Source organism: Alteromonas sp. Mac1, from assembly GCF_001562125.1.
Classification (GTDB): Bacteria; Pseudomonadota; Gammaproteobacteria; order Enterobacterales; family Alteromonadaceae; genus Alteromonas; species Alteromonas stellipolaris.
Genome location: NZ_CP013932.1, coordinates 4,667,584 through 4,686,930 on the forward strand (window position 1 = coordinate 4,667,584; position 19,347 = coordinate 4,686,930).

Sequence of the window (19,347 nt, forward strand, 5' to 3'; positions counted from 1 at the left end):
GAATACGCTGTGGATCATTCGTTAAGTGTAAGGGAAAAGATTGGTTATGGGTTGGGTGATGCAGCGGCTAATCTAGTTTGGCGTGGTGCCCTTGCATACTTAGCGGTGTTCTACACCGATACGTTTGGGTTAACGGCGGCTGCGGCCGCTATGCTTTTTTTGGTGGTACGCCTTACTGATGGTGTCACCGACATTATCATGGGAATGATTGCTGATAGAACACAAACTAAACTGGGTAAATTTCGACCTTGGATATTAGGTTCTACCCCATTTCTAGGCTTATTTATGGTGCTGTGTTTCACCACCCCTGATTTTTCTTATTCAAATAAGCTTATCTATGCCTACCTAACCTATATAGGCCTAACGCTAGCTTACACGGTGAATAACGTACCTTATTCCGCATTAATGGGCGTGATGACAAGTGATGATAGGGAACGCACCAGTTTATCTGGCTTTCGATTTGCTGGGGCGTTTATGGGCGGCCTGCTAGTTATGGGTTGTTTACCGATGCTGGTTGAATTTTTCGGAGAAGGCAATACCGCAAAGGGGTATCAATATGCCATGTATCTTTTTGCTACCCTGTTGGTCGCACTCATGTTCACAACGGTAGCGACCACTAAAGAAAGGGTGCCAGTCGTGCAAAACGACGGAGCAAGCTTACTTCAAGAGCTAAAGGATTTGTCTCGTCAATTACCACTCATTCTATTTCCACTGTCAGCCATAACGGCCTTTTTCTATTATCGAAATTGGCCTAGTGGTATCGCTTTCGTTGTCGTTATTTCTGTAACCTCTTTCTTCATTAAGCGCCTTGTTAACCGACCTGAAGCGCAAAATAGCCGTTCACAACAAGACATCATTGATTTGCTTACCAATAAGCCATGGGTCATTTTGTTAGGTATGGGCTTCCTTACTATGATGTTTAATGGCATTAAGTACGGTGTCATTGCCTATTACTTCAAGTATTACGTTGGAGATGAATTGCTCACTGGATACTATTTTATCGCCTTATTGGTGGTCTCGATATTGGGCGCATTGGCGACGCCATCGCTGTCGCGTTATATGGGCCGGAAAAAGCTATTTGTTATCTCGTTATTGGCCAGCAGCGCTCTGACATGTGCGATTTACTTTGTGCCACAAGGATCTGTGACGGGCATATTTGTATTAGGCTGTGGTGCGGAATTTTTCGCTGCGATAATGCCAACCTTATTCTTTTCCATGTTGGGCGACTCTGCAGACTATAACGAATGGCGCACAGGCCGACGAGCAACAGGCTTAATATACTCGGCAGGGTCTTTCGTACAGAAAACTGGTGGGGGCTTTGCGGGCGCATTAGTACTGTTAGTGCTAGGCAGTTATGGCTATGACGGCATGCAAGTTGATTCTATTACGCAAACCCTTCCAGGTATGCAAGCATTGATGAGCTGGATACCTGCCTGTTTCGGTATAGCCGGCGCACTCCTTATTATGTTTTATCCGCTTACCGATGCGCGCCAGCAAGAAGTGACAGAGACTTTACTCAAGCGTCGTAGCGCAACTGCCTGAATAACGGCATAATGCTTTATATAATGCGAACACTGCATTAATGAGCATCAAAACTAAGTTGGGGGAAGTGATACGTGGCAACAATCTATGAAGTAGCTGATAAGGCAGGGGTCTCGTTGTCAACGGTATCTCGGGTATTGAACGGTAAAACTACTGTAAATCCCGCCTTAAAAGCCAAGGTAGAAGAAGCCATGCTAGCGCTAAACTACCGCCCCAACTCTATCGCCCGTTCACTGGCCACCAGTCGCTCAGATAGTGTTGGCATTCTAGTTTCAGAACTAAACTCGCCATTTTTTGGTGACTTGATGCAAGCTGTAGAGCTAACGCTAAGGGCCGCTGATAAGCACGTTATTATTACGGTAGGACACAATAATTTAGAAACCGAACAAGATGCCGTCGAGTTTTTAATTGGCCGTAATTGCGATGCTATCATCATGCACGCTGAAGCCATGAGTGATGAGTATTTAAAAACACTTAATGCTTCTCGCCTCCCAATTTCTTTGGTTAACCGCCAAGTTAATGGCGTGGGTGAAGGGTGTATTGTGTTAGACAATGAAAAAGGCGGCTATTTAGCTACTCAACACCTAATTAGCCTAGGCCATAAAAGTATTGCCTATATATCGGGGCCTTCTGATAAATGCGACGCCAATCAACGATTAGCCGGTCATAAACGCGCGCTCAAAGAAGCAGGTATAGCCTTTACACCGAACTTAGTTTTTGAAGGGGATTACACTGAAGAAGATGGTAAAGCTGGTCTATTGGAGCTGCTGTCAGGAGATTCGCCTTTTTCAGCGCTGGTATGTGCTAATGATTGGATGGCTTCAGGCGCGATGAGTTGCGCTAGAGATTTAGGAATGAACCTGCCACAAGATTTGTCTATTGTAGGTTTTGATGATGCTGTTTTTGCTCACCATGTATTCCCACGCCTCACCACGGTTAGCAACCCTATATCCGACATGGCTGCAATGTCAGCACGTCATATTTTAAATGTGGTTTATGGTTACAAAGATGAAGTGCAAACATTGTTTCAACCTTCGTTGATTGTACGAGAGTCAACTATGGCGTATGAGGCCTAGGTTTTTCTTCTAAGCTCTCTCTATTATGAGATCCCTATAAAGGGCTCGGAATAGGTGTCTTTTTAAGCGCGCATAAGCACACATGAACAAAGCGAAACAGCGCTATTGCACTGTTTCTATTTACGATAAACTGCTTTGCACATGTTTCATGTGAAACCTCTAGTGTTCTTTCGGAGCGACTTATATGCGTTTAACTATTACCCTTTATTTCTTTCTAAGTTGTTTAAATGCTGTTGCTGCTGAGGCATTAACCTCAACGGTACAACCGCATATCTTTGTCAAAGCTCAGAGTAACAAATCTCATAATAGCAAAGCTCAGCCCTTGCTAGAAGCTGAAGAAAAGGTAAATAGGGTGCTTGATTCACTACACCAATTTGCTTCCGATGCAAACTTCGATGATTATTTTTCACTGTATAGCGACAATGCCGTTTTCATTGGAACAGATGCTAATGAGATATGGACCATTAATGCCTTTAAAGCATACGCACAACCTCATTTTTCAAAAGGGCGGGGTTGGACATATACACCCCATTCAAGGCATATATATTTTTCTAATAATCGCGACGTAGCGTGGTTCGATGAACTTCTAGACAATGATAGTTTAGGGGTAACACGTGGAACTGGAGTATTGGTACTTGTGAACAACGAGTGGAAAGTAAGCCAATACCACTTAACCATTCCCATTCCGAATGCGCTAGCCGATAGCGTTGCAGAGCAAATTAAATCACACAGAAAAAAGGGCCAATAAAGGCCCTTTTTTTTTGGTTAACAGCTAACGCTATGACTGAGTTAGCGGCTGAATCTCGAGTTCTACGCGGCGGTTCATCGACCTATTAGCAGCAGTATCGTTTGGCACTTTAGGTTGATACTCACCCATACCTACTGTAGTGATACGTGTAGAGTTAACGCTGTAGTTCAATAGTACGTTTCTAACTGCACCTGCACGGCGCTCAGACAACCCTTGGTTATATTGTTCCGAGCCTGTGTCATCAGTGTGACCTTTTATCATCAGCACTGTTTTTTCGTAGTTGTTTACTACTTTCGCAACATCTTGAAGGACTGGGTTAAAGTTGGGGCTGATAGAAGAACTGTCTGTAGCAAAAGTTATATCGCCAGGCATGATCAAACGTAAGTTATCACCTTCTCGAACCACTTGAACGCCGGTATCAGATAATTCACTTCGAAGCGCTTCTTCTTGCTTGTCCATGTAACCGCCAATTGCGCCACCTGCAATTGCACCTACTGCCGCACCCCAAGCGTAACGACTTTTGTCATTATCTCCCGTTGCCTTACCTAACAATGCGCCTACAACAGCTCCAATGGCTGCGCCTTTCTGAGAGTTTGAAGGATCATTAGCACAGCCGGCAACGGCTAAAGATGCCGCAATTAAAGTAATTCCTATTTTCTTTTTCATAACATCCTCGGTACGTCGTTATTAATTATTACGGTGAAGGCGAGCTTACGCTTACTTTTAAGCTTTCCACTTGCACACTCGCGTCACTTCTATCTTTACTGCTATTAAATTATCGCCTCATTACATTGTGCAATAATTGTTGAGCAATATTTATTAAACACTGTTAAGCAGGAAGTGCAGCAATATGTATTCCACATTCATCAATTGGCTTGAGTGTAACCAATAAACAAAAAACGTTAAGGGCATTATAGAGGAAGTAAACTGAACGTAAGCTAAACGGCTGCCTGTAGTGCTAGCCGTGGGATGCCTTACTTCGACAAGTAATATTTTGATAAACGCGTAAATACGAGCTGTCTGCGCCCGCCGTTTAATTAATGTTGAGATATATAACGCGAAAATCTTTGTAAAGGGTACAGACCAACGCAACGTTCTTACTTAGTCGCATTTCTACGACGGTGTGTGCCTATCCCAATGCTGAACTTATACCGAATATATACACTGTATTGTATTTAACGCGCTTACCCAATAGACACCGAGCGTTCGAAAAAGGCGTTCACATCAATTTTATAATCAGAAGCAATAGCCGCTTTTGAAACCTTAACGGTTTTTTCCGACGCTAAGTCGATATCTTTTGGTTCCAAGAAATGTGCATTTCTTACAGAATAAAATACCTTAACTTTAGGCGCTAATGGGGAATCTGTTTGCTCTAAAACCATCGCAAGTCGTTCGTTCGATAGGAGTACTAGGCTTCCTACCGGATAGATCCCCATACATTTAATGAATTGTTGAACTAATGGTAAATCTAATCGAGACGGCGCATCACTGAGTAAAATAGAAAACGCTTTTTGGCTCGACATGCCAGATTTGTAAACTCTATCTGCAGTTAGGGCATCGTACATATCCGCAATAGCTAACATGCGGCCTTCACGGCTAATATTTTCACCTTTAGTGCCCATAGGGTACCCTAAACCATCTAAGCGCTCATGATGCTCGCTGATAGTTCTAATTAAGGCCTTGTCTAAGTCGGTTTCATTCAAATAATCGACACCATGTTTAACATGCCCTTTCATAATGTCCATTTCATCATCGGTTAAACGGCCAGGCTTATGCAGAATTTCATCGGGTATTTGAATTTTACCAAGATCGTGAAGAAAGCCTGAATAGGAGAGATCTTGAACTTCACTTTCAGACATCCCTAAATGACGACCAAAGTTAGCCAGTAATATGGCCACATTCAAAGAATGTTCGAGTAGGTAATCGTCCTTTTCACGAATTTTCGTCAGGCACAATAACGCATCGGGGTTGCGGTCTACTGAAGAAACCAACTTTGCTGAAAATTCTTTCGGAATACTGCTATCAAAAGGCTGTGCTTTTTTAACACTGTTAAGCAGCTGCTTTTGGATGCGCTTACCTTGAACGTGCAACTTAGTTGCGCGTGTCAATTCGTTTTCAAGGCTTACCTTAGGCGCTTTCTCTTCGATTTTTTTGCTTATCGGCGCTTCTTTTTTAGGTGCAGGTTCACCTGAAGATACACTAAACGCTTTATCAGTATCGACAACAAGGGTTAGCACGCCTTTCTTTTTAAGAGCATCAGCAATAGCCTGCGAGGTAACTCGTCCTTGGCTTTTAACTGAAAGTTGGCCCTTTTGCTCCAGGATCTGATGAACAAACATCCCTGGCTTCAAGTCCTTTATTGTAATTTTTTTAAGCATTATGAGTGAAATACCACTTTAAAAAACGCCACACCTACTGTGTGATAAATTATGCCAAGCATAAGTCCATATAATTACTTCTCTAGTTCTGCCAATAAAGTATATAAACTAGGTTTCCAACCATAAACTTTCATGTTCACTCTATGGTTTTTAACTACCACCCCTTCCGATACAAGTAATGATCGTTGCTCTTCTGCTAGCTCAGAACCTGCCGGAAATGCTATTTTTCCATCGGATCTTATAACTCGATGCCATCGAGTAGTCGCATCAGAGTCTTTTAAACATTTACCTACAAGTCTAGCCTTACCGGGCAAACCTGCAAGGTCTGCTAACTGCCCATAGCTGACTACGAAACCACTTGGTACAATTGAAAGCGTTTTTAGTATTTTGGATTGTATCGCTACATTAACCATAATGCATATTATCCATTCTAACTATTTTTAACGATTTAAGAACACGGAATTTTACAAAACACGACTATGAGAGCTAAATGTAAACAGTGCAATTACCCTATAAGCACCTGTATTTGTGATGCGGTATCTTTGGTTATAATACCAATCAAAATTATTTTAATTCAACACGTTAAAGAGTCTGCCAATGCTAAAAATACGGCGAGACTAATAAAGCTTTGTGCTAACGATGTGGAAATAATTACCACCGATAGTATCAGCGAAATGGAATTATTAGCTTCAAGATGCAGTGTTCAATCAACAGCACTTTTATACCCCAGTGAACGGAGTATTGCACTTGAGTCACAACGAGAGCATATTGCTTCAGCGCTTCAAACTCTATTAGTCATAGACGGTAGCTGGAAGCAAGCTTACGCTGTGTTACAACAATTTCCATGGTTATCGTCTATACCGAGCTTTCATTTCGAGCACGCCCCCTCTACACAATATAGAATAAGGCATACTCGAATTCGTAAAGGGTTATCAACTCTTGAAGCAACGGCCTATACATTAAACACACTATATAATATTGATACTCAGCCTTTCATAAAGTTACAAGAGGCCATGCAAGATAATTGGAGAGGGCCAAAATCCCACCAGCGAGAAACCTAACCCCTAGGCATCCATTGGAATAAACCCTTTTTGATCTTTAATCAGTGTTATCCAGTTTCTTATCGCGGGGTAAGCAGCAAGATCGAAGCCTCCCTCGTGTGCAACATGGGTATAGGCAAATAGTGAGATATCTGCCAGCGAAACATGATTACCTAGCAAAAACGGGGTTTGACTAAGTTGTTTGTCCATTACTTCAAGCGCTCTGTAGCCGCCAGCTTGCTTCGCCTCATATTCTGCTTTTTTATCTTCAGGTAATCCAAGGTAAAGGTTGATATAGCGCGCGACCGCAATATAGGGTTCGTGACTGTATTGCTCGAAGAATTGCCATTGTAATAAAGTGGCAAAAGTAAAGGGTGAGGTGGGTATGAACGTAGAGCCCGATGCTAAATAATGCATTATGGCGTTAGACTCAGACAACACACGTCCATCATCTAGCTCTAGAATAGGAATTTTACCGTTAGGGGACTTAGCTAGGAAGGCATCTGTTCGGCACTCTCCTTTAAGAATATCGACATCAATCCACTCACATGCCTTCCCAAGTAATGCCAGCAAAAGCTGCAATTTATAGCAATTACCAGACCGCTTATCACCGTAAATTAGCATGTCACTCTCCTTTTGAAATTTACTTACTCTATAAGCTACCCGTAGTAGAAGTATTCTACAAATAGAAAGACAAACCAAGAAGTTGGTAAAGGCATCATGCACATAAGCAATCTAAGCTTTTGGGATTTGCTCAAAATTTTACGTAACGTTTCTTTATTGGTTTCTATCGACTCTATTTTCTTACTTAGCGTTGACGTTTCGCCGCTATTTGCCTGCTGACGAATTAACTGAGTAATTTCGCTTTCATGCTCTGTCATCATGATGTTTGACACGGTACGCATTCGTTTAGCCACTATTATCATGGGTAAAAACAAATACGCTGAAATTAAACCGGCGTAAACGGTGAGAATCACAATGTCGAAGAAAGGGACAGGTTTGTTGATCCAAAAAATCGGTGTTAACGCAAATCCACTAACCGCAATCAAGGTATTCGACAGGGCCATGTTGAATATTTCACGCAGCGAATTCAGCTCTTTTATAGAATAAGAATGTTCTGTTGATGCCAGCTTCTGCAAATAATGAGTGTTGCTAAATACCTGTAAAATAAAGAGCGTTAACAATAACCAAAAAGGGATGGATGTAAGTGCGATAACAAGTACTTCTGGCTCATCTATCCGTATCACAAGCCCTTCTGATAATAAATAAGCCACGGGCATGATAACCCCAACCGAGGTTGACCACATGAGGTGTCTAGCGAACTGCCTACTTAACACACCGCGATGATGATTATACTGACTTAATTTTTCTAAGCTTACTAACACTGCAATTAACGTACTTGCCGCATTCTTATGCACATTTCTAATCGTAAGCCAAAAAAATCCAGAAAGCAGCGTAGTGCCTAGCGCCGTATTAAAATCTCGTTGATGGTCATCATCAAGAACAGGCCATGTTAATGCACCGGTCCAATTATGTATAAGTAGCAAAATTAATACTAAGAAGAGTGGGTACGCCCATACACTTACTACATTGCGGTTACTCTCGTAAGCACTGAACTTCATCGTATTTTTAATCGCTAGTTTTAATCAATAGGAAAGAGGACGTTTGCGTTTACTGAACGCTGAACTGTGAATTATACGGGTATAGGAAGAGCAAACCAAATTTAAAAAGTACTTAAATATCGTCTTCTAAGATTGGCTGTAAAGCTGACGAGCTAAATCAACGTTTCAACCATTGACACCAGTCCCCACGATACGGGAACCAATATTAACGCAGCTATTGTTTTTAGTTTATCACTGCTGTTGCATACTTCACTGGGTGCACGAACCACTTTTGGCTGCCTATCATCGCGGTTGTGATTGTTCGTAACACTTTGACCTTGGTTTAAGGTACGAGTTTTCTGCTGCTTTAAAATCAATTTTAATTTCAACAAGGGCGTGAATGTATATGCCACAATTAACAGTGACATACTTACCACCGCTATCACTTCCAAAGGTGACACTACAACGTTAAACCAAAATATTGGCAGAACGGTTAATAGGCCTAAGGCAAATAGGGCATTAGTCAGAGAAAGCTTGGTAATTACGCTAAAAGACGCCCAATAGTCAGAGGACTTATTGGTTCCTGGAAGTACCTGTCTTAGCAGGTAGGTCACATTCGATCTTACTTGAAACAAAAATAAGGAAGTGAGAAGGCTAAAAGTAACAAATGATGCAATGTATGAAATGCCTTTGATGTTATAGCTTTCATTACTAACATCGCCTAGAAATGCTAATACAGCCATGAACATAGATGAAATTATCAATGAGTTTACAATTTGGTGATGAAACGCTTTCGTTAGCTTTTGCCTGTGTACTGAAAACTGACCGAGCTGATTTTTTTTTACCAATAAAGAAATTAAACTGCTGGCTACGTTTTGATGAATGTAACGAAAGCTAAACCAAAAATACCCAATAAATAACGAAATACTTACCGCAGAATTAAAGCTTCGCTGTGCAACCATATCGCCTGAATCCGGCCAGTAAAAGGCACCCGAGTACATATTCAATAGCGGTATCGCTAATAAAACTAATAAAGGAAATAATCCAATAAACTGTTGCGGTTTACTAGTTGGAGGAGCTACTTTCATAAAACCATCGTATCTACTAACGAAAGGATACGGACAGACTGCTTTTATATTACTACTAATTAGTCACAATCTGCGTAGACAATCATTACATTCAGCAATCCTTATATTAATCGATTGGCGTCTTTATTCACACTGTTTATCCATCTATTTAAATAAAAAAACCCGCCAAAAGGCGGGTTTTTATGAACAGCTATTAGATTACTTGCGTAACTTCTGAATAAGGCGAAGTTGTGCGATAGCTTCAGACAGCTCTTGAGCTGCTTCTGCGTAATCAAAGTCTGCGCCTGGGTTGGCGATGTGCTCTTCAGCACGTCGTTTGGCTTCTTCTGCTGCTTGCTCGTCAAGATCTTCTGCACGAACCGCAGTATCAGCCAGTACGGTGACATTACCAGGCTGTACTTCTAGTACACCACCAGCAACGTAAATAATTTCTTCTTCACCGAACTGCTTAACCAAACGCACCATACCAGGTTTAATAGCAGAGATAAGTGGCGCGTGACCTGGGTGTATACCTAGTTCACCTTCGCTACCTGTCACTTGGATCGTTTCGACAAGACCAGAAAAAATTTCTTTTTCTGCGCTTACTACGTCCAAATGTACTGTCATTGCTGCCATAGAACCTCCTGATTAGGTACGTTAGCACATTAATAGGCTGACAGAGTCAGCCACATAATTATGCTTTATTGGCTTTCTCTTGCGCTTCTTCGATAGAACCAACCATGTAGAAGGCTTGTTCTGGTAGAGAGTCATATTCACCTTCCAGGATACCTTTAAAGCCACTGATAGTGTCTTTAAGCGATACATATTTACCTGGAGAGCCAGTGAATACTTCTGCTACGAAGAAAGGCTGAGAAAGGAAGCGCTGAATTTTACGAGCACGTGATACTACTTGCTTGTCTTCTTCAGACAACTCGTCCATACCTAGGATGGCAATGATGTCTTTCAACTCTTTGTAACGCTGAAGTACAGTTTGTACGCCACGTGCTACGTCGTAGTGCTCTTGACCGATAACTAATGGGTCAAGCTGACGTGAAGTTGAATCTAGTGGGTCTACCGCAGGGTAGATACCAAGAGACGCGATATCACGAGAAAGTACAACTGTTGCGTCTAAGTGAGCAAAGGTGGTTGCCGGAGATGGATCCGTCAAGTCATCCGCAGGTACGTATACCGCTTGGATTGACGTGATTGAACCTGTCTTCGTTGACGTAATACGTTCTTGAAGTACACCCATCTCTTCTGCAAGCGTAGGCTGGTAACCTACCGCAGACGGCATACGACCTAGAAGAGCAGATACTTCTGTTCCAGCTAGGGTATAACGGTAGATGTTATCTACGAAGAAAAGTACGTCACGACCTTCGTCACGGAACTTCTCAGCCATAGTAAGACCTGTCAAAGCAACACGTAAACGGTTACCAGGAGGCTCATTCATTTGGCCGTAAACCAACGATACTTTATCAAGTACGTTAGAGTCGTTCATTTCATGATAGAAATCGTTACCTTCACGAGTACGCTCACCAACACCAGCGAATACAGAGAAACCACTGTGTTCGATTGCGATGTTACGGATAAGCTCCATCATGTTTACAGTTTTACCTACACCAGCACCACCGAATAGACCAACTTTACCACCCTTAGCGAATGGGCAAACTAGGTCGATTACTTTGATACCAGTTTCTAGTAATTCTACTGAGCTAGACTGATCTTCGTAGCTAGGCGCTGCACGGTGAATAGACATACGGTCTTCTTCGCCAATTGGGCCTGCTTCGTCGATTGGGTTACCCAATACGTCCATGATACGGCCGAGTGTAGCTGTACCCACTGGAACCATAATAGGATTTTCAGTGTTCTCTACAGCCAAACCGCGCTGTAAGCCATCAGTAGAACCTAGGGCGATAGAGCGAACTACACCGCCACCTAATTGTTGTTGCACTTCTAGGGTTAACCCAGACAAGCCACCTTCGGTAACTCGTAGTGCGTCATAAACTCTTGGTACCGCAGTTTGTGGAAACTCAATGTCCACAACGGCGCCAATGATTTGGACGACCTTACCTTGACTCATAATTTGTCCTCGTTATCTTTTAGAAACCTTTGCCTACACCGCTGCGGCACCGCTCACAATCTCACTAATTTCTTGTGTGATTGCAGCTTGACGCGCTTTGTTATATATCAGTTGTAACTCATCAATTAAGTCACCAGCATTGTCGGTTGCTGCCTTCATGGCAACCATTCGCGCAGCTTGTTCTGACGCCGCGTTTTCTACAACACCCTGATAAACCTGAGACTCAATGTAACGCACCATTAATGCTTCCAAAATTTCTTTTGGATCTGGTTCGTATATGTAGTCCCAACGATGCTTATATTCTTCGTCTTCAGACTTTGGCAAAGGCAATAACTGATTGATCACAGGCTTCTGTGTCATGGTGTTTACGAAGTCATTAAATACCAAGAAAACTCGGTCTAATTTGCCTTCGTCGTATGCTTTAAGCATTACGCGTACAACACCTACTACATCGCTCACAGACGGCTTATCACCCAATCCAGATTCAGCGGCAAGCAAAGTACCACCAAAACGGTTGAAGAAAGAGCACGCTTTAGAACCTAATGCAGCGAAGTCCACTTCTACACCTTGGTCACGCCATTTTTTGACGTCCTGAGTGACAAGCTTAAATTCATTACTGTTTAAGCCACCACACAAGCCTCGGTCAGTAGAAATCACAATGTAGCCGACGCGCTTAACTTCACGCTCTTCCAAATAAGGATGGCGGAACTCAAGGTTACCGTTAGCAATGTGACCAATCACTTTTAGCATGTTTTGCGCATATGGACGGCCAGAGGCCATACGTTCTTGCGCCCGTTTCATTTTGGACGCAGCAACCATTTCCATTGCACTGGTAATCTTTTGAGTATTTTTAATACTCCCAATCTTACCTTTTATTTCTTTACCGCTGGCCATGACTATCTCTCCGATTACTCAACGTGAAGCCGATGGTGTTTACACATCATCGGCTGCATTGATTACCAAGTTTGTGTCGCTTTAAATTGTGTCAAAGCGTCAGTTAACTTAGCGGCGATTTCGTCGTTGAAGTTACCAGTTTCGTTGATAGTCTTCATAAGGTCAGCGTTTTCGCTGTTCATGTAAGAATGAAGAGCAGCTTCAAAATCTAAGATTTTGCCAAGCTCAACGTCCTTAAGGAAACCTTTTTCAACCGCGAACAATGATACGCCCATATCTGCAATAGACAGTGGTGCATATTGTTTCTGTTTCATTAGCTCTGTTACGCGCTCACCGTGCTCAAGTTGCTCACGGGTTGCGTCATCAAGGTCAGATGCGAACTGCGAGAATGCCGCCAATTCACGATACTGAGCAAGTGCAAGACGAATACCACCGCCCAGCTTCTTGATGATTTTAGTTTGCGCAGCACCACCAACACGAGATACCGATACACCAGCGTTAACCGCTGGACGGATACCTGCGTTAAACAAGTCAGTTTCTAAGAAGATCTGACCATCTGTAATCGAGATTACGTTGGTAGGTACGAAAGCAGATACGTCACCAGCTTGCGTTTCGATAATTGGAAGCGCAGTTAATGAACCGGTTTTGCCTTTCACTTCACCGTTTGTATAACGCTCAACGTATTGTTCGTTTACACGAGCAGCACGTTCTAGCAAACGAGAGTGAAGATAGAAAACGTCACCAGGGTAAGCTTCACGACCAGGAGGACGCTTAAGTAGCAAAGAAATTTGACGGTAAGCAACAGCTTGCTTAGACAAATCATCATATACGATTAGCGCATCTTCACCGCGGTCACGGAAGTATTCACCCATAGTACAACCAGAGTATGGTGCAAGGTATTGCAATGCAGCAGACTCAGACGCAGAAGCAGCAACGATAATGGTGTGACCCAATGCGTCGTGCTCTTCAAGCTTACGTACCACGTTAGCGATAGTAGAAGCTTTTTGACCAACCGCTACGTACACACATTTAATGCCTGTACCTTTTTGGTTGATGATAGCGTCGATTGCCATTGCGGTTTTACCACACTGACGGTCGCCGATGATAAGTTCACGTTGACCACGACCAACTGGGATCATGGCATCAACTGACTTATAACCAGTTTGGATTGGCTGATCTACCGATTGACGCTCGATTACACCAGGTGCAATCTTTTCTACTGGCTCAAAGCCAGCTGCATCAATGGCGCCTTTACCGTCGATAGGCTCACCAAGTGTGTTTACAACACGACCTAGTAGGGCATTACCAACTGGTACTTCAAGAATACGGCCAGTAGATTGTACTTTTACGCCTTCCTGTAAGTCCGCATATGGACCCATTACAACCGCACCTACAGAGTCTCGCTCAAGGTTTAGTGCAATAGCGTAGCGGCTTCCAGGAAGCTCAATCATTTCACCTTGCATTACATCGGCAAGGCCATGAATGCGGATAATACCGTCAGTTACTGCGACGATAGTACCTTCATTGCGTGCTTCACTGCTTACATTGAACTGCTCAATTCTTTTCTTGATCAGTTCAGCAATTTCAGTGGAATTAAGTTGCATGCTCTTATCCCCGTTATGCTTGCAACGCGTCTGCTAGACGGTTCAATTTCGATTTTACGGAACCATCTATTACTGTATCGCCGGCTTTAATAACCATGCCAGCGATCAGGTCAGGATTCACGTTACAATTAAGCTTCACTTTACGTGCCAAACGTTTTTCCAACGATGCAACCAAATCGGTTTTCTGTGCATCGTTCAGCGCAGAGGCTGAAGTTACGTCCACTTCAATTTCTTTGTCGTAATCCGCTTTAAAGGCATCAAACACATCTGAAATTTCAGGCAACGCGGCTAAACGTTTATTTTCAGCCAGAACCTTAACAAGGTTCTGACCATGATCATCGAGTTGCTCACCACATACATTGATGAAAATCTCAGCTAAGGTATCTGCAGCTACTGCTCCAGATAACAACTGATGCATATCATCGTTTTGTGCTACTGCACCTGCAAAGGTCAGCATTTCTTGCCACTTCGCAATGGCATTCTTCTCGACGGCGAAATCGAAAGCTGCTTTAGCGTAAGGACGAGCAACGGTTGTCAATTCAGACATGGCTCATCTCCCTCTTAAAGCTCAGCGACAAGTTTTTCAACAATGTCGTTTTGTGCGTTAGCATCAATTTCACGTTGTAAGATTTGCTGTGCGCCAGCTACTGCTAATGCAGACACTTGCTTGCGCAAATCTTCTTTGGCACGATTGCGTTCAGCTTCAATTTCGGTGTAGCCAGAAGCAATAATCTTCTCGCGTTCTGCATGGCCTTTTTGCGTTTCTTCGTCAACCAATTGGTTGGCGCGCTTTTTGGCTTGCTCGATAATTTCGGCTGCTTGCGCTTTCGCGTCTTTCATTTGCTCAGTGGCTTTCGCTTGAGCAAGTTCTAAGTCTTTCTCTGCCCGTTCAGAAGCTTCAAGCCCATCGGCTATCTTCTTTTGACGTTCTTCAATCGCTGCCATCAGCGGTGGCCATACATATTTCATGCAGAACACTACAAATACAGCAAAGGCGATTAATTGACCAATAAAAGTGGCGTTAAGATTCACTCTCGCCCCTCCTTATAATAGTTCGCTAAAGACTGAATTAAAGTAAGTATTCAGGTGGAGCGAACAATAGGAATAGTGCAATACCTACACCGATCATCGCGATAGCGTCGATAAGACCTGCTACGATGAACATTTTTACTTGTAGTTGAGGCGCAAGCTCTGGCTGACGAGCAGCGGACTCTAGGAATTTACCACCTAGAAGACCGAAGCCGATAGCGGTACCAAGCGCACCCATACCAATTAGGATAGCAACTGCAATTGCAAGCATGTTAAATCTCCGATTTAAAGTTAAGTTAAAGTTAATGTTAAAAGTAGAACTCGGTTATCAACCGCGCCGATATTTCCAGGCAATACCGACACGGGTTAATGCTTATTAATGGTCTTCACATGCCAAGCTTAAATACACGATGGTTAGCATCATGAAAATAAACGCTTGCAGAGGGAGAACCAATATGTGGAATACGGCCCACATAAAGTGTAAAGGTAATTGGAAGTAACCAATGGTGGCTATCAAAATAAAGATTAGCTCACTGGCGTATAAGTTACCGAACAAACGCAGTGCTAATGAAAGCGGGCGTGCTAGTAAGGTAACGGTTTCCAGAATGAAGTTCACCGGAATAAATATTGGGTGACCGAAAGGTTGCATAGTAAGTTCTTTAGTAAAACCACCAATACCCTTCATTTTGATTGAATAGAAAAGAATAAGAACAAATACGCCTGCTGCTAATGCAAACGTTAAGTTAAGGTCAGTAGTAGGCACAGCCTTCATATAAACATCATGAGGGTCCATACCGAACGCGTGCTGACCTACAAGACCTGCAATCCAAGGAATAAGGTCAACAGGCACTAAATCCATCAGGTTCATCAATAAAACCCAAACAAAAATAGTGAGTGCAAGAGGTGCAATAAGTGCACTTCTTCCGTGGAAGGTACTTTTTACGTTGTCGTCAACGAACTCAATAACCAATTCCACAAACGCCTGCATTTTGCCAGGAACACCTGTAGTGGCTTTTGAAGCTACGCTTCTAAAAACAACAAGAAAAAGTATGCCAAGGCCAATTGACCAGGCTAGTGTGTCGACATGCCACGCCCAAAAACCTGCATCAGAGCATGCTTTATTAAAAGCAATTCCGTTGTCGGTTGAGCACATGGTGGCATTGGTCAAGTGGTGCTTGATATATTCTGAGGTAGTGTATTCAGATGCCATTGTTTAACCTAAGTTGTAAAGTGTAAAAATTGGTGACTGGTTCCAGTACATATTCGTAACCAAAGTATTCAGTAGCTATTTATTAATCGTTATTATTTGACTACTTCGTACCATAACGGAACATGGCCAGTGCATGACTGGCGGTTGTAGCGACATAAGCCACGAATACTTCGATAGGCGCGGCATTTAAGCCTGCAAATGTCACTACAAATAAAATGATTGTCAGTGCCAGTTTCAATTTTGAACCTTGGCTAAAACTTCGGGCAACAAGTTCGTTTTTACTCGCACCAGCATATCTAAATGCAAACCCTGAAAAAACGGCTGTTGGCAGTATGCTTATCACTGCGCCAGCGGCGGTTGATATTGCAGAATGTTGACCTGCGATAATACCCGCCAAAAGGGTTATTATTAGTGCCGTGACTACCTGAAACAGAATGCCTTTTTTGGCAATAAATAATCCGTGTTCAGCTAACTTGTTTTTCACGTTGCCCTACTGCTTGTTCATGTCTAACGAAAAGCGTCAGAAGTATACTGTTTTACCGACATTTTTCAACAGTACATCGCATTTTGAAAGCTATTCTGAAAATATTCTAACGCTATAACCGGAAAGGAGGCTGTCCACAGCCCGAGTTTTAGGAATGAATGGCCTCACTATTAATGCCTACTACCTTTCAGCATATAAATATAACTTATTGAATTTTAGTTATTATTCCGTCTAATTGTTGTAAATCGTCAAAGCTAATGACTAATTTACCTTTCCCTTTTGCATTATGGTCTATTGTTACCGGTGCCCCTAAATTTTCTGAAAGTCGGGTCATAAGGTTTTGCACATCAGGATCAATTTGCTTCTCTTGCTTCGGTTTTTCTGGTTCAAGCAGCTTTTTGACCAGCTTTTCTGTATCACGAACCGTTAAACCTTTACCTGAAACAACATTTGCCGCTTCTGATTGCTTATCACCATCAAGGGCAAGCAATGCGCGAGCATGGCCCATTTCAATATCACCATGCTCCACTAACAATTTAACGTCATCATTAAGATTGTTAAGGCGAAGCAAGTTCGTCACGGTTGTGCGAGATTTACCTACGGCTTCAGCGACTTCTTGATGAGTTAGGGAGAATTCGTTCATTAGACGGTCTAATGCTTGTGCTTCTTCCATCGCGTTTAAATCTTCACGCTGAATATTTTCAATTAGCGCAATGGCAACGGCAGCCTCATCAGGTACATCTTTAACAAGACAAGGAACTTCATCAAGTTGTGCAAGTTGCGATGCGCGCCAACGGCGTTCACCCGCAATAATTTCGTACTTGTTGTCTTCAACCTTACGAACAACAATGGGTTGAATAACACCTTGAGCACGAATAGAGGAAGCAAGGTCTTCAAGGGCATCAGGTGACATGTCTTTGCGAGGCTGATATTTGCCAGGCACAAGAAATTCTATCGGTAATTTACTAAGTTCGCTTTGTGTAGCTTCTGTCGCCGCAGCATCTGTTTCTCTTTGCGACGTCGATTGACTGGTTGCTAATAGCGCATCCAAACCGCGACCTAGCCCTCTTTTTCTTGCTGACATATTACCCTCAATGGCCTATTTGCTGATATGCATTACGCTTTATTTATATTTAACTGGCTTTCGCCTGACTTGGCGCAGATTTATCACGGCGACGAAGAATTTCACCCGCCAATGCTAAATATGCTTTAGCCCCTGTAGAAGACTTATCGTAGTACATCGCCGGGGTACCGAAACTTGGCGCTTCAGCTAGGCGCACGTTGCGCGGGATCACAGTACGATATACTTGCTCACCAAAATGACGCTTAAGCTGTTCTGAAACGTCGTTTGCAAGGCGGTTACGAGGGTCGTACATAGTACGCAATACCCCTTCAATCTTCAATTCAGGATTTACTACTGACGCGAGTTTTTGAATGGTATCCATTAACGCCGTTAACCCTTCAAGCGCGTAATATTCACATTGCATTGGCACCATGACTGAATCAGCCGCGGCTAATGCATTCACCGTAAGTTGGTTTAGTGAAGGAGGGCAGTCAATAAAGATAAAATCGTAATAATCAAGAACAGGTTTTAACGCATTTCTAAGGCGTACTTCACGGGCAAACATTTCCATTAACTTAATTTCAGCTGCTGTCACGTCGCCATTGGCAGCCACTAAATCAAATTTACCCGCCGTATTTTTAACAATAACGTCGTTGATAGGTTGTTCTTCGATAAGCAACTCAAACGCGGTAGCGTGAACATCGTATTTGTCGACGCCGCTTCCCATGGTTGCATTACCTTGTGGATCAAGATCAATCAGTAGCACTTTACGTTTTGTGGCAGCCATTGATGCTGCAACATTCACTGCAGTAGTGGTTTTACCCACACCACCTTTTTGATTCGCGATCGCGATTACCTTTGCCACAATAAGTCCTGTTATGCCTTTTTAATCCAAACGAGGTGTCGTTCGCCCACCAGATTCGGTACAGTGAGACTTTCCGTTTTGATCACCTGATAGTGATCACTCACTTCTTTTAGTTCGTCTTCTGGAAACTGCCCTTTGAGTGCAAGGAACTGCCCGTTTGAATTTACCAGATGTTGGCACCAGTGCAACATATCTTTTAATGAAGCGAACGCTCGGCTAAGTACTATATCATACGGTTGCGCTGGGGTATGTGCTTCAACACGACTTTGAACAGGTGTCACATTCGATAGTTTAAGGGCGTGGACACTTTGGGTCATAAAACGAACGCGCTTACCTAAACTATCTAGCAAGGTAAACGCCGTGTCAGGAAACGCTATTGCAAGGGGCATACCTGGCAATCCAGGCCCAGTGCCTACGTCAATGATATGTTTGGCTTCATGTTTAGCTAAATATGGATATATCGCTAATGAGTCCAAAATATGTTTTACCATCATCTGCTTCGGATCGCGCACCGATGTTAGGTTGTAGGCTTTGTTCCATTTATCAATCAATAATACAAAGCCCACGAGCTTTGCTTGCTGATCATCACTTAATTGAAGTGATTGTGCCGCAAGGCCCGAGGCCAGTATTTCGTGTAATTCTTGCTCTAAACTCATAAATTGAAAT

22 protein-coding genes are annotated in these 19,347 nt (G+C 42.9%); 4 read left to right on the forward strand and 18 right to left on the reverse strand.

Annotated features, from left to right (window positions below):
• Positions 1-9: 9 nt before the first annotated feature.
• The 3 genes from AV939_RS19805 (at position 10) to AV939_RS19815 (ending at position 3,366) form a co-directional block, all read left to right on the forward strand.
• Positions 10-1,542 carry an MFS transporter gene (locus AV939_RS19805; RefSeq protein ID WP_061998117.1) on the forward strand — a complete coding sequence of 511 codons (1,533 nt, stop codon included), beginning with the start codon at positions 10-12 and terminating at the stop codon, positions 1,540-1,542.
• A gap of 74 nt (positions 1,543-1,616) precedes the next feature.
• Positions 1,617-2,618 (forward strand): LacI family DNA-binding transcriptional regulator, encoded by a 1,002-nt coding sequence (locus tag AV939_RS19810; protein WP_061998118.1) that lies wholly within the window; start codon positions 1,617-1,619, stop codon positions 2,616-2,618.
• A gap of 184 nt (positions 2,619-2,802) precedes the next feature.
• On the forward strand, positions 2,803-3,366 hold the full coding sequence (locus AV939_RS19815; protein ID WP_057795079.1) for a nuclear transport factor 2 family protein: 564 nt from the start codon (positions 2,803-2,805) through the stop codon (positions 3,364-3,366).
• A gap of 30 nt (positions 3,367-3,396) precedes the next feature.
• Here the strand turns inward: AV939_RS19815 and AV939_RS19820 are convergent, their stop codons facing one another.
• The 3 genes from AV939_RS19820 to AV939_RS19830 form a co-directional block, all read right to left on the reverse strand.
• Complete coding sequence (locus AV939_RS19820; protein WP_057795078.1) at positions 3,397-4,032, reverse strand: OmpA family protein; 636 nt, start codon at positions 4,030-4,032, stop codon at positions 3,397-3,399.
• A gap of 518 nt (positions 4,033-4,550) precedes the next feature.
• The gene (locus tag AV939_RS19825; RefSeq protein WP_061998119.1) at positions 4,551-5,744 is read right to left on the reverse strand and encodes an HD-GYP domain-containing protein; all 1,194 of its coding nucleotides are present in this window, start codon (positions 5,742-5,744) and stop codon (positions 4,551-4,553) included.
• 74 nt (positions 5,745-5,818) lie between these two features.
• A complete protein-coding gene (locus AV939_RS19830; protein WP_061998120.1) occupies positions 5,819-6,157 on the reverse strand; it encodes an MGMT family protein in 339 nt (112 codons plus the stop codon).
• A gap of 66 nt (positions 6,158-6,223) precedes the next feature.
• Here AV939_RS19830 and AV939_RS19835 point away from each other — a divergent pair, with 66 nt between their 5' ends.
• Positions 6,224-6,805, forward strand: a complete 582-nt coding sequence (locus AV939_RS19835; RefSeq protein WP_061998121.1) for a DTW domain-containing protein — start codon at positions 6,224-6,226, stop codon at positions 6,803-6,805.
• 3 nt (positions 6,806-6,808) lie between these two features.
• Here the strand turns inward: AV939_RS19835 and AV939_RS19840 are convergent, their stop codons facing one another.
• The 15 genes from AV939_RS19840 to rsmG all read right to left on the reverse strand — a co-directional run bounded on the left by AV939_RS19840 (position 6,809) and on the right by rsmG (position 19,337).
• On the reverse strand, positions 6,809-7,408 hold the full coding sequence (locus AV939_RS19840; protein ID WP_057795071.1) for a glutathione S-transferase family protein: 600 nt from the start codon (positions 7,406-7,408) through the stop codon (positions 6,809-6,811).
• 35 nt (positions 7,409-7,443) lie between these two features.
• Positions 7,444-8,406, reverse strand: coding sequence for a hypothetical protein (locus AV939_RS19845; RefSeq protein WP_061998122.1), 963 nt, complete (start codon positions 8,404-8,406; stop codon positions 7,444-7,446).
• 152 nt (positions 8,407-8,558) lie between these two features.
• Positions 8,559-9,473 (reverse strand): hypothetical protein, encoded by a 915-nt coding sequence (locus tag AV939_RS19850; protein ID WP_061998123.1) that lies wholly within the window; start codon positions 9,471-9,473, stop codon positions 8,559-8,561.
• A gap of 198 nt (positions 9,474-9,671) precedes the next feature.
• Entirely contained in the window at positions 9,672-10,088 is a 417-nt protein-coding gene (locus AV939_RS19855) for a F0F1 ATP synthase subunit epsilon (protein ID WP_057795065.1), read from the reverse strand.
• A 58-nt stretch (positions 10,089-10,146) separates the two neighbouring features.
• Positions 10,147-11,532, reverse strand: a complete 1,386-nt coding sequence (gene atpD, locus AV939_RS19860) for a F0F1 ATP synthase subunit beta (protein WP_013786810.1) — start codon at positions 11,530-11,532, stop codon at positions 10,147-10,149.
• A 33-nt stretch (positions 11,533-11,565) separates the two neighbouring features.
• Positions 11,566-12,426, reverse strand: coding sequence for a F0F1 ATP synthase subunit gamma (gene atpG, locus AV939_RS19865; RefSeq protein WP_057795063.1), 861 nt, complete (start codon positions 12,424-12,426; stop codon positions 11,566-11,568).
• A gap of 62 nt (positions 12,427-12,488) precedes the next feature.
• Positions 12,489-14,030 carry a F0F1 ATP synthase subunit alpha gene (atpA, locus tag AV939_RS19870; RefSeq protein ID WP_061998124.1) on the reverse strand — a complete coding sequence of 514 codons (1,542 nt, stop codon included), beginning with the start codon at positions 14,028-14,030 and terminating at the stop codon, positions 12,489-12,491.
• 13 nt (positions 14,031-14,043) lie between these two features.
• A complete protein-coding gene (gene atpH, locus AV939_RS19875; protein ID WP_061998125.1) occupies positions 14,044-14,577 on the reverse strand; it encodes a F0F1 ATP synthase subunit delta in 534 nt (177 codons plus the stop codon).
• Positions 14,578-14,591: 14 nt separating this feature from the next.
• Positions 14,592-15,062, reverse strand: a complete 471-nt coding sequence (gene atpF, locus AV939_RS19880; protein ID WP_061998126.1) for a F0F1 ATP synthase subunit B — start codon at positions 15,060-15,062, stop codon at positions 14,592-14,594.
• A 37-nt stretch (positions 15,063-15,099) separates the two neighbouring features.
• Positions 15,100-15,330 (reverse strand): F0F1 ATP synthase subunit C, encoded by a 231-nt coding sequence (atpE, locus tag AV939_RS19885; protein WP_061998127.1) that lies wholly within the window; start codon positions 15,328-15,330, stop codon positions 15,100-15,102.
• A gap of 105 nt (positions 15,331-15,435) precedes the next feature.
• Positions 15,436-16,269, reverse strand: coding sequence for a F0F1 ATP synthase subunit A (gene atpB, locus AV939_RS19890; RefSeq protein ID WP_061998128.1), 834 nt, complete (start codon positions 16,267-16,269; stop codon positions 15,436-15,438).
• A 100-nt stretch (positions 16,270-16,369) separates the two neighbouring features.
• On the reverse strand, positions 16,370-16,753 hold the full coding sequence (locus AV939_RS19895) for an ATP synthase subunit I (RefSeq protein WP_061998129.1): 384 nt from the start codon (positions 16,751-16,753) through the stop codon (positions 16,370-16,372).
• A gap of 205 nt (positions 16,754-16,958) precedes the next feature.
• Entirely contained in the window at positions 16,959-17,837 is an 879-nt protein-coding gene (locus tag AV939_RS19900) for a ParB/RepB/Spo0J family partition protein (protein WP_061998130.1), read from the reverse strand.
• A 49-nt stretch (positions 17,838-17,886) separates the two neighbouring features.
• The gene (locus AV939_RS19905; protein WP_013786818.1) at positions 17,887-18,681 is read right to left on the reverse strand and encodes a ParA family protein; all 795 of its coding nucleotides are present in this window, start codon (positions 18,679-18,681) and stop codon (positions 17,887-17,889) included.
• 11 nt (positions 18,682-18,692) lie between these two features.
• Complete coding sequence (gene rsmG, locus AV939_RS19910; protein ID WP_057795050.1) at positions 18,693-19,337, reverse strand: 16S rRNA (guanine(527)-N(7))-methyltransferase RsmG; 645 nt, start codon at positions 19,335-19,337, stop codon at positions 18,693-18,695.
• Between the last annotated feature and the right edge of the window lie 10 nt (positions 19,338-19,347).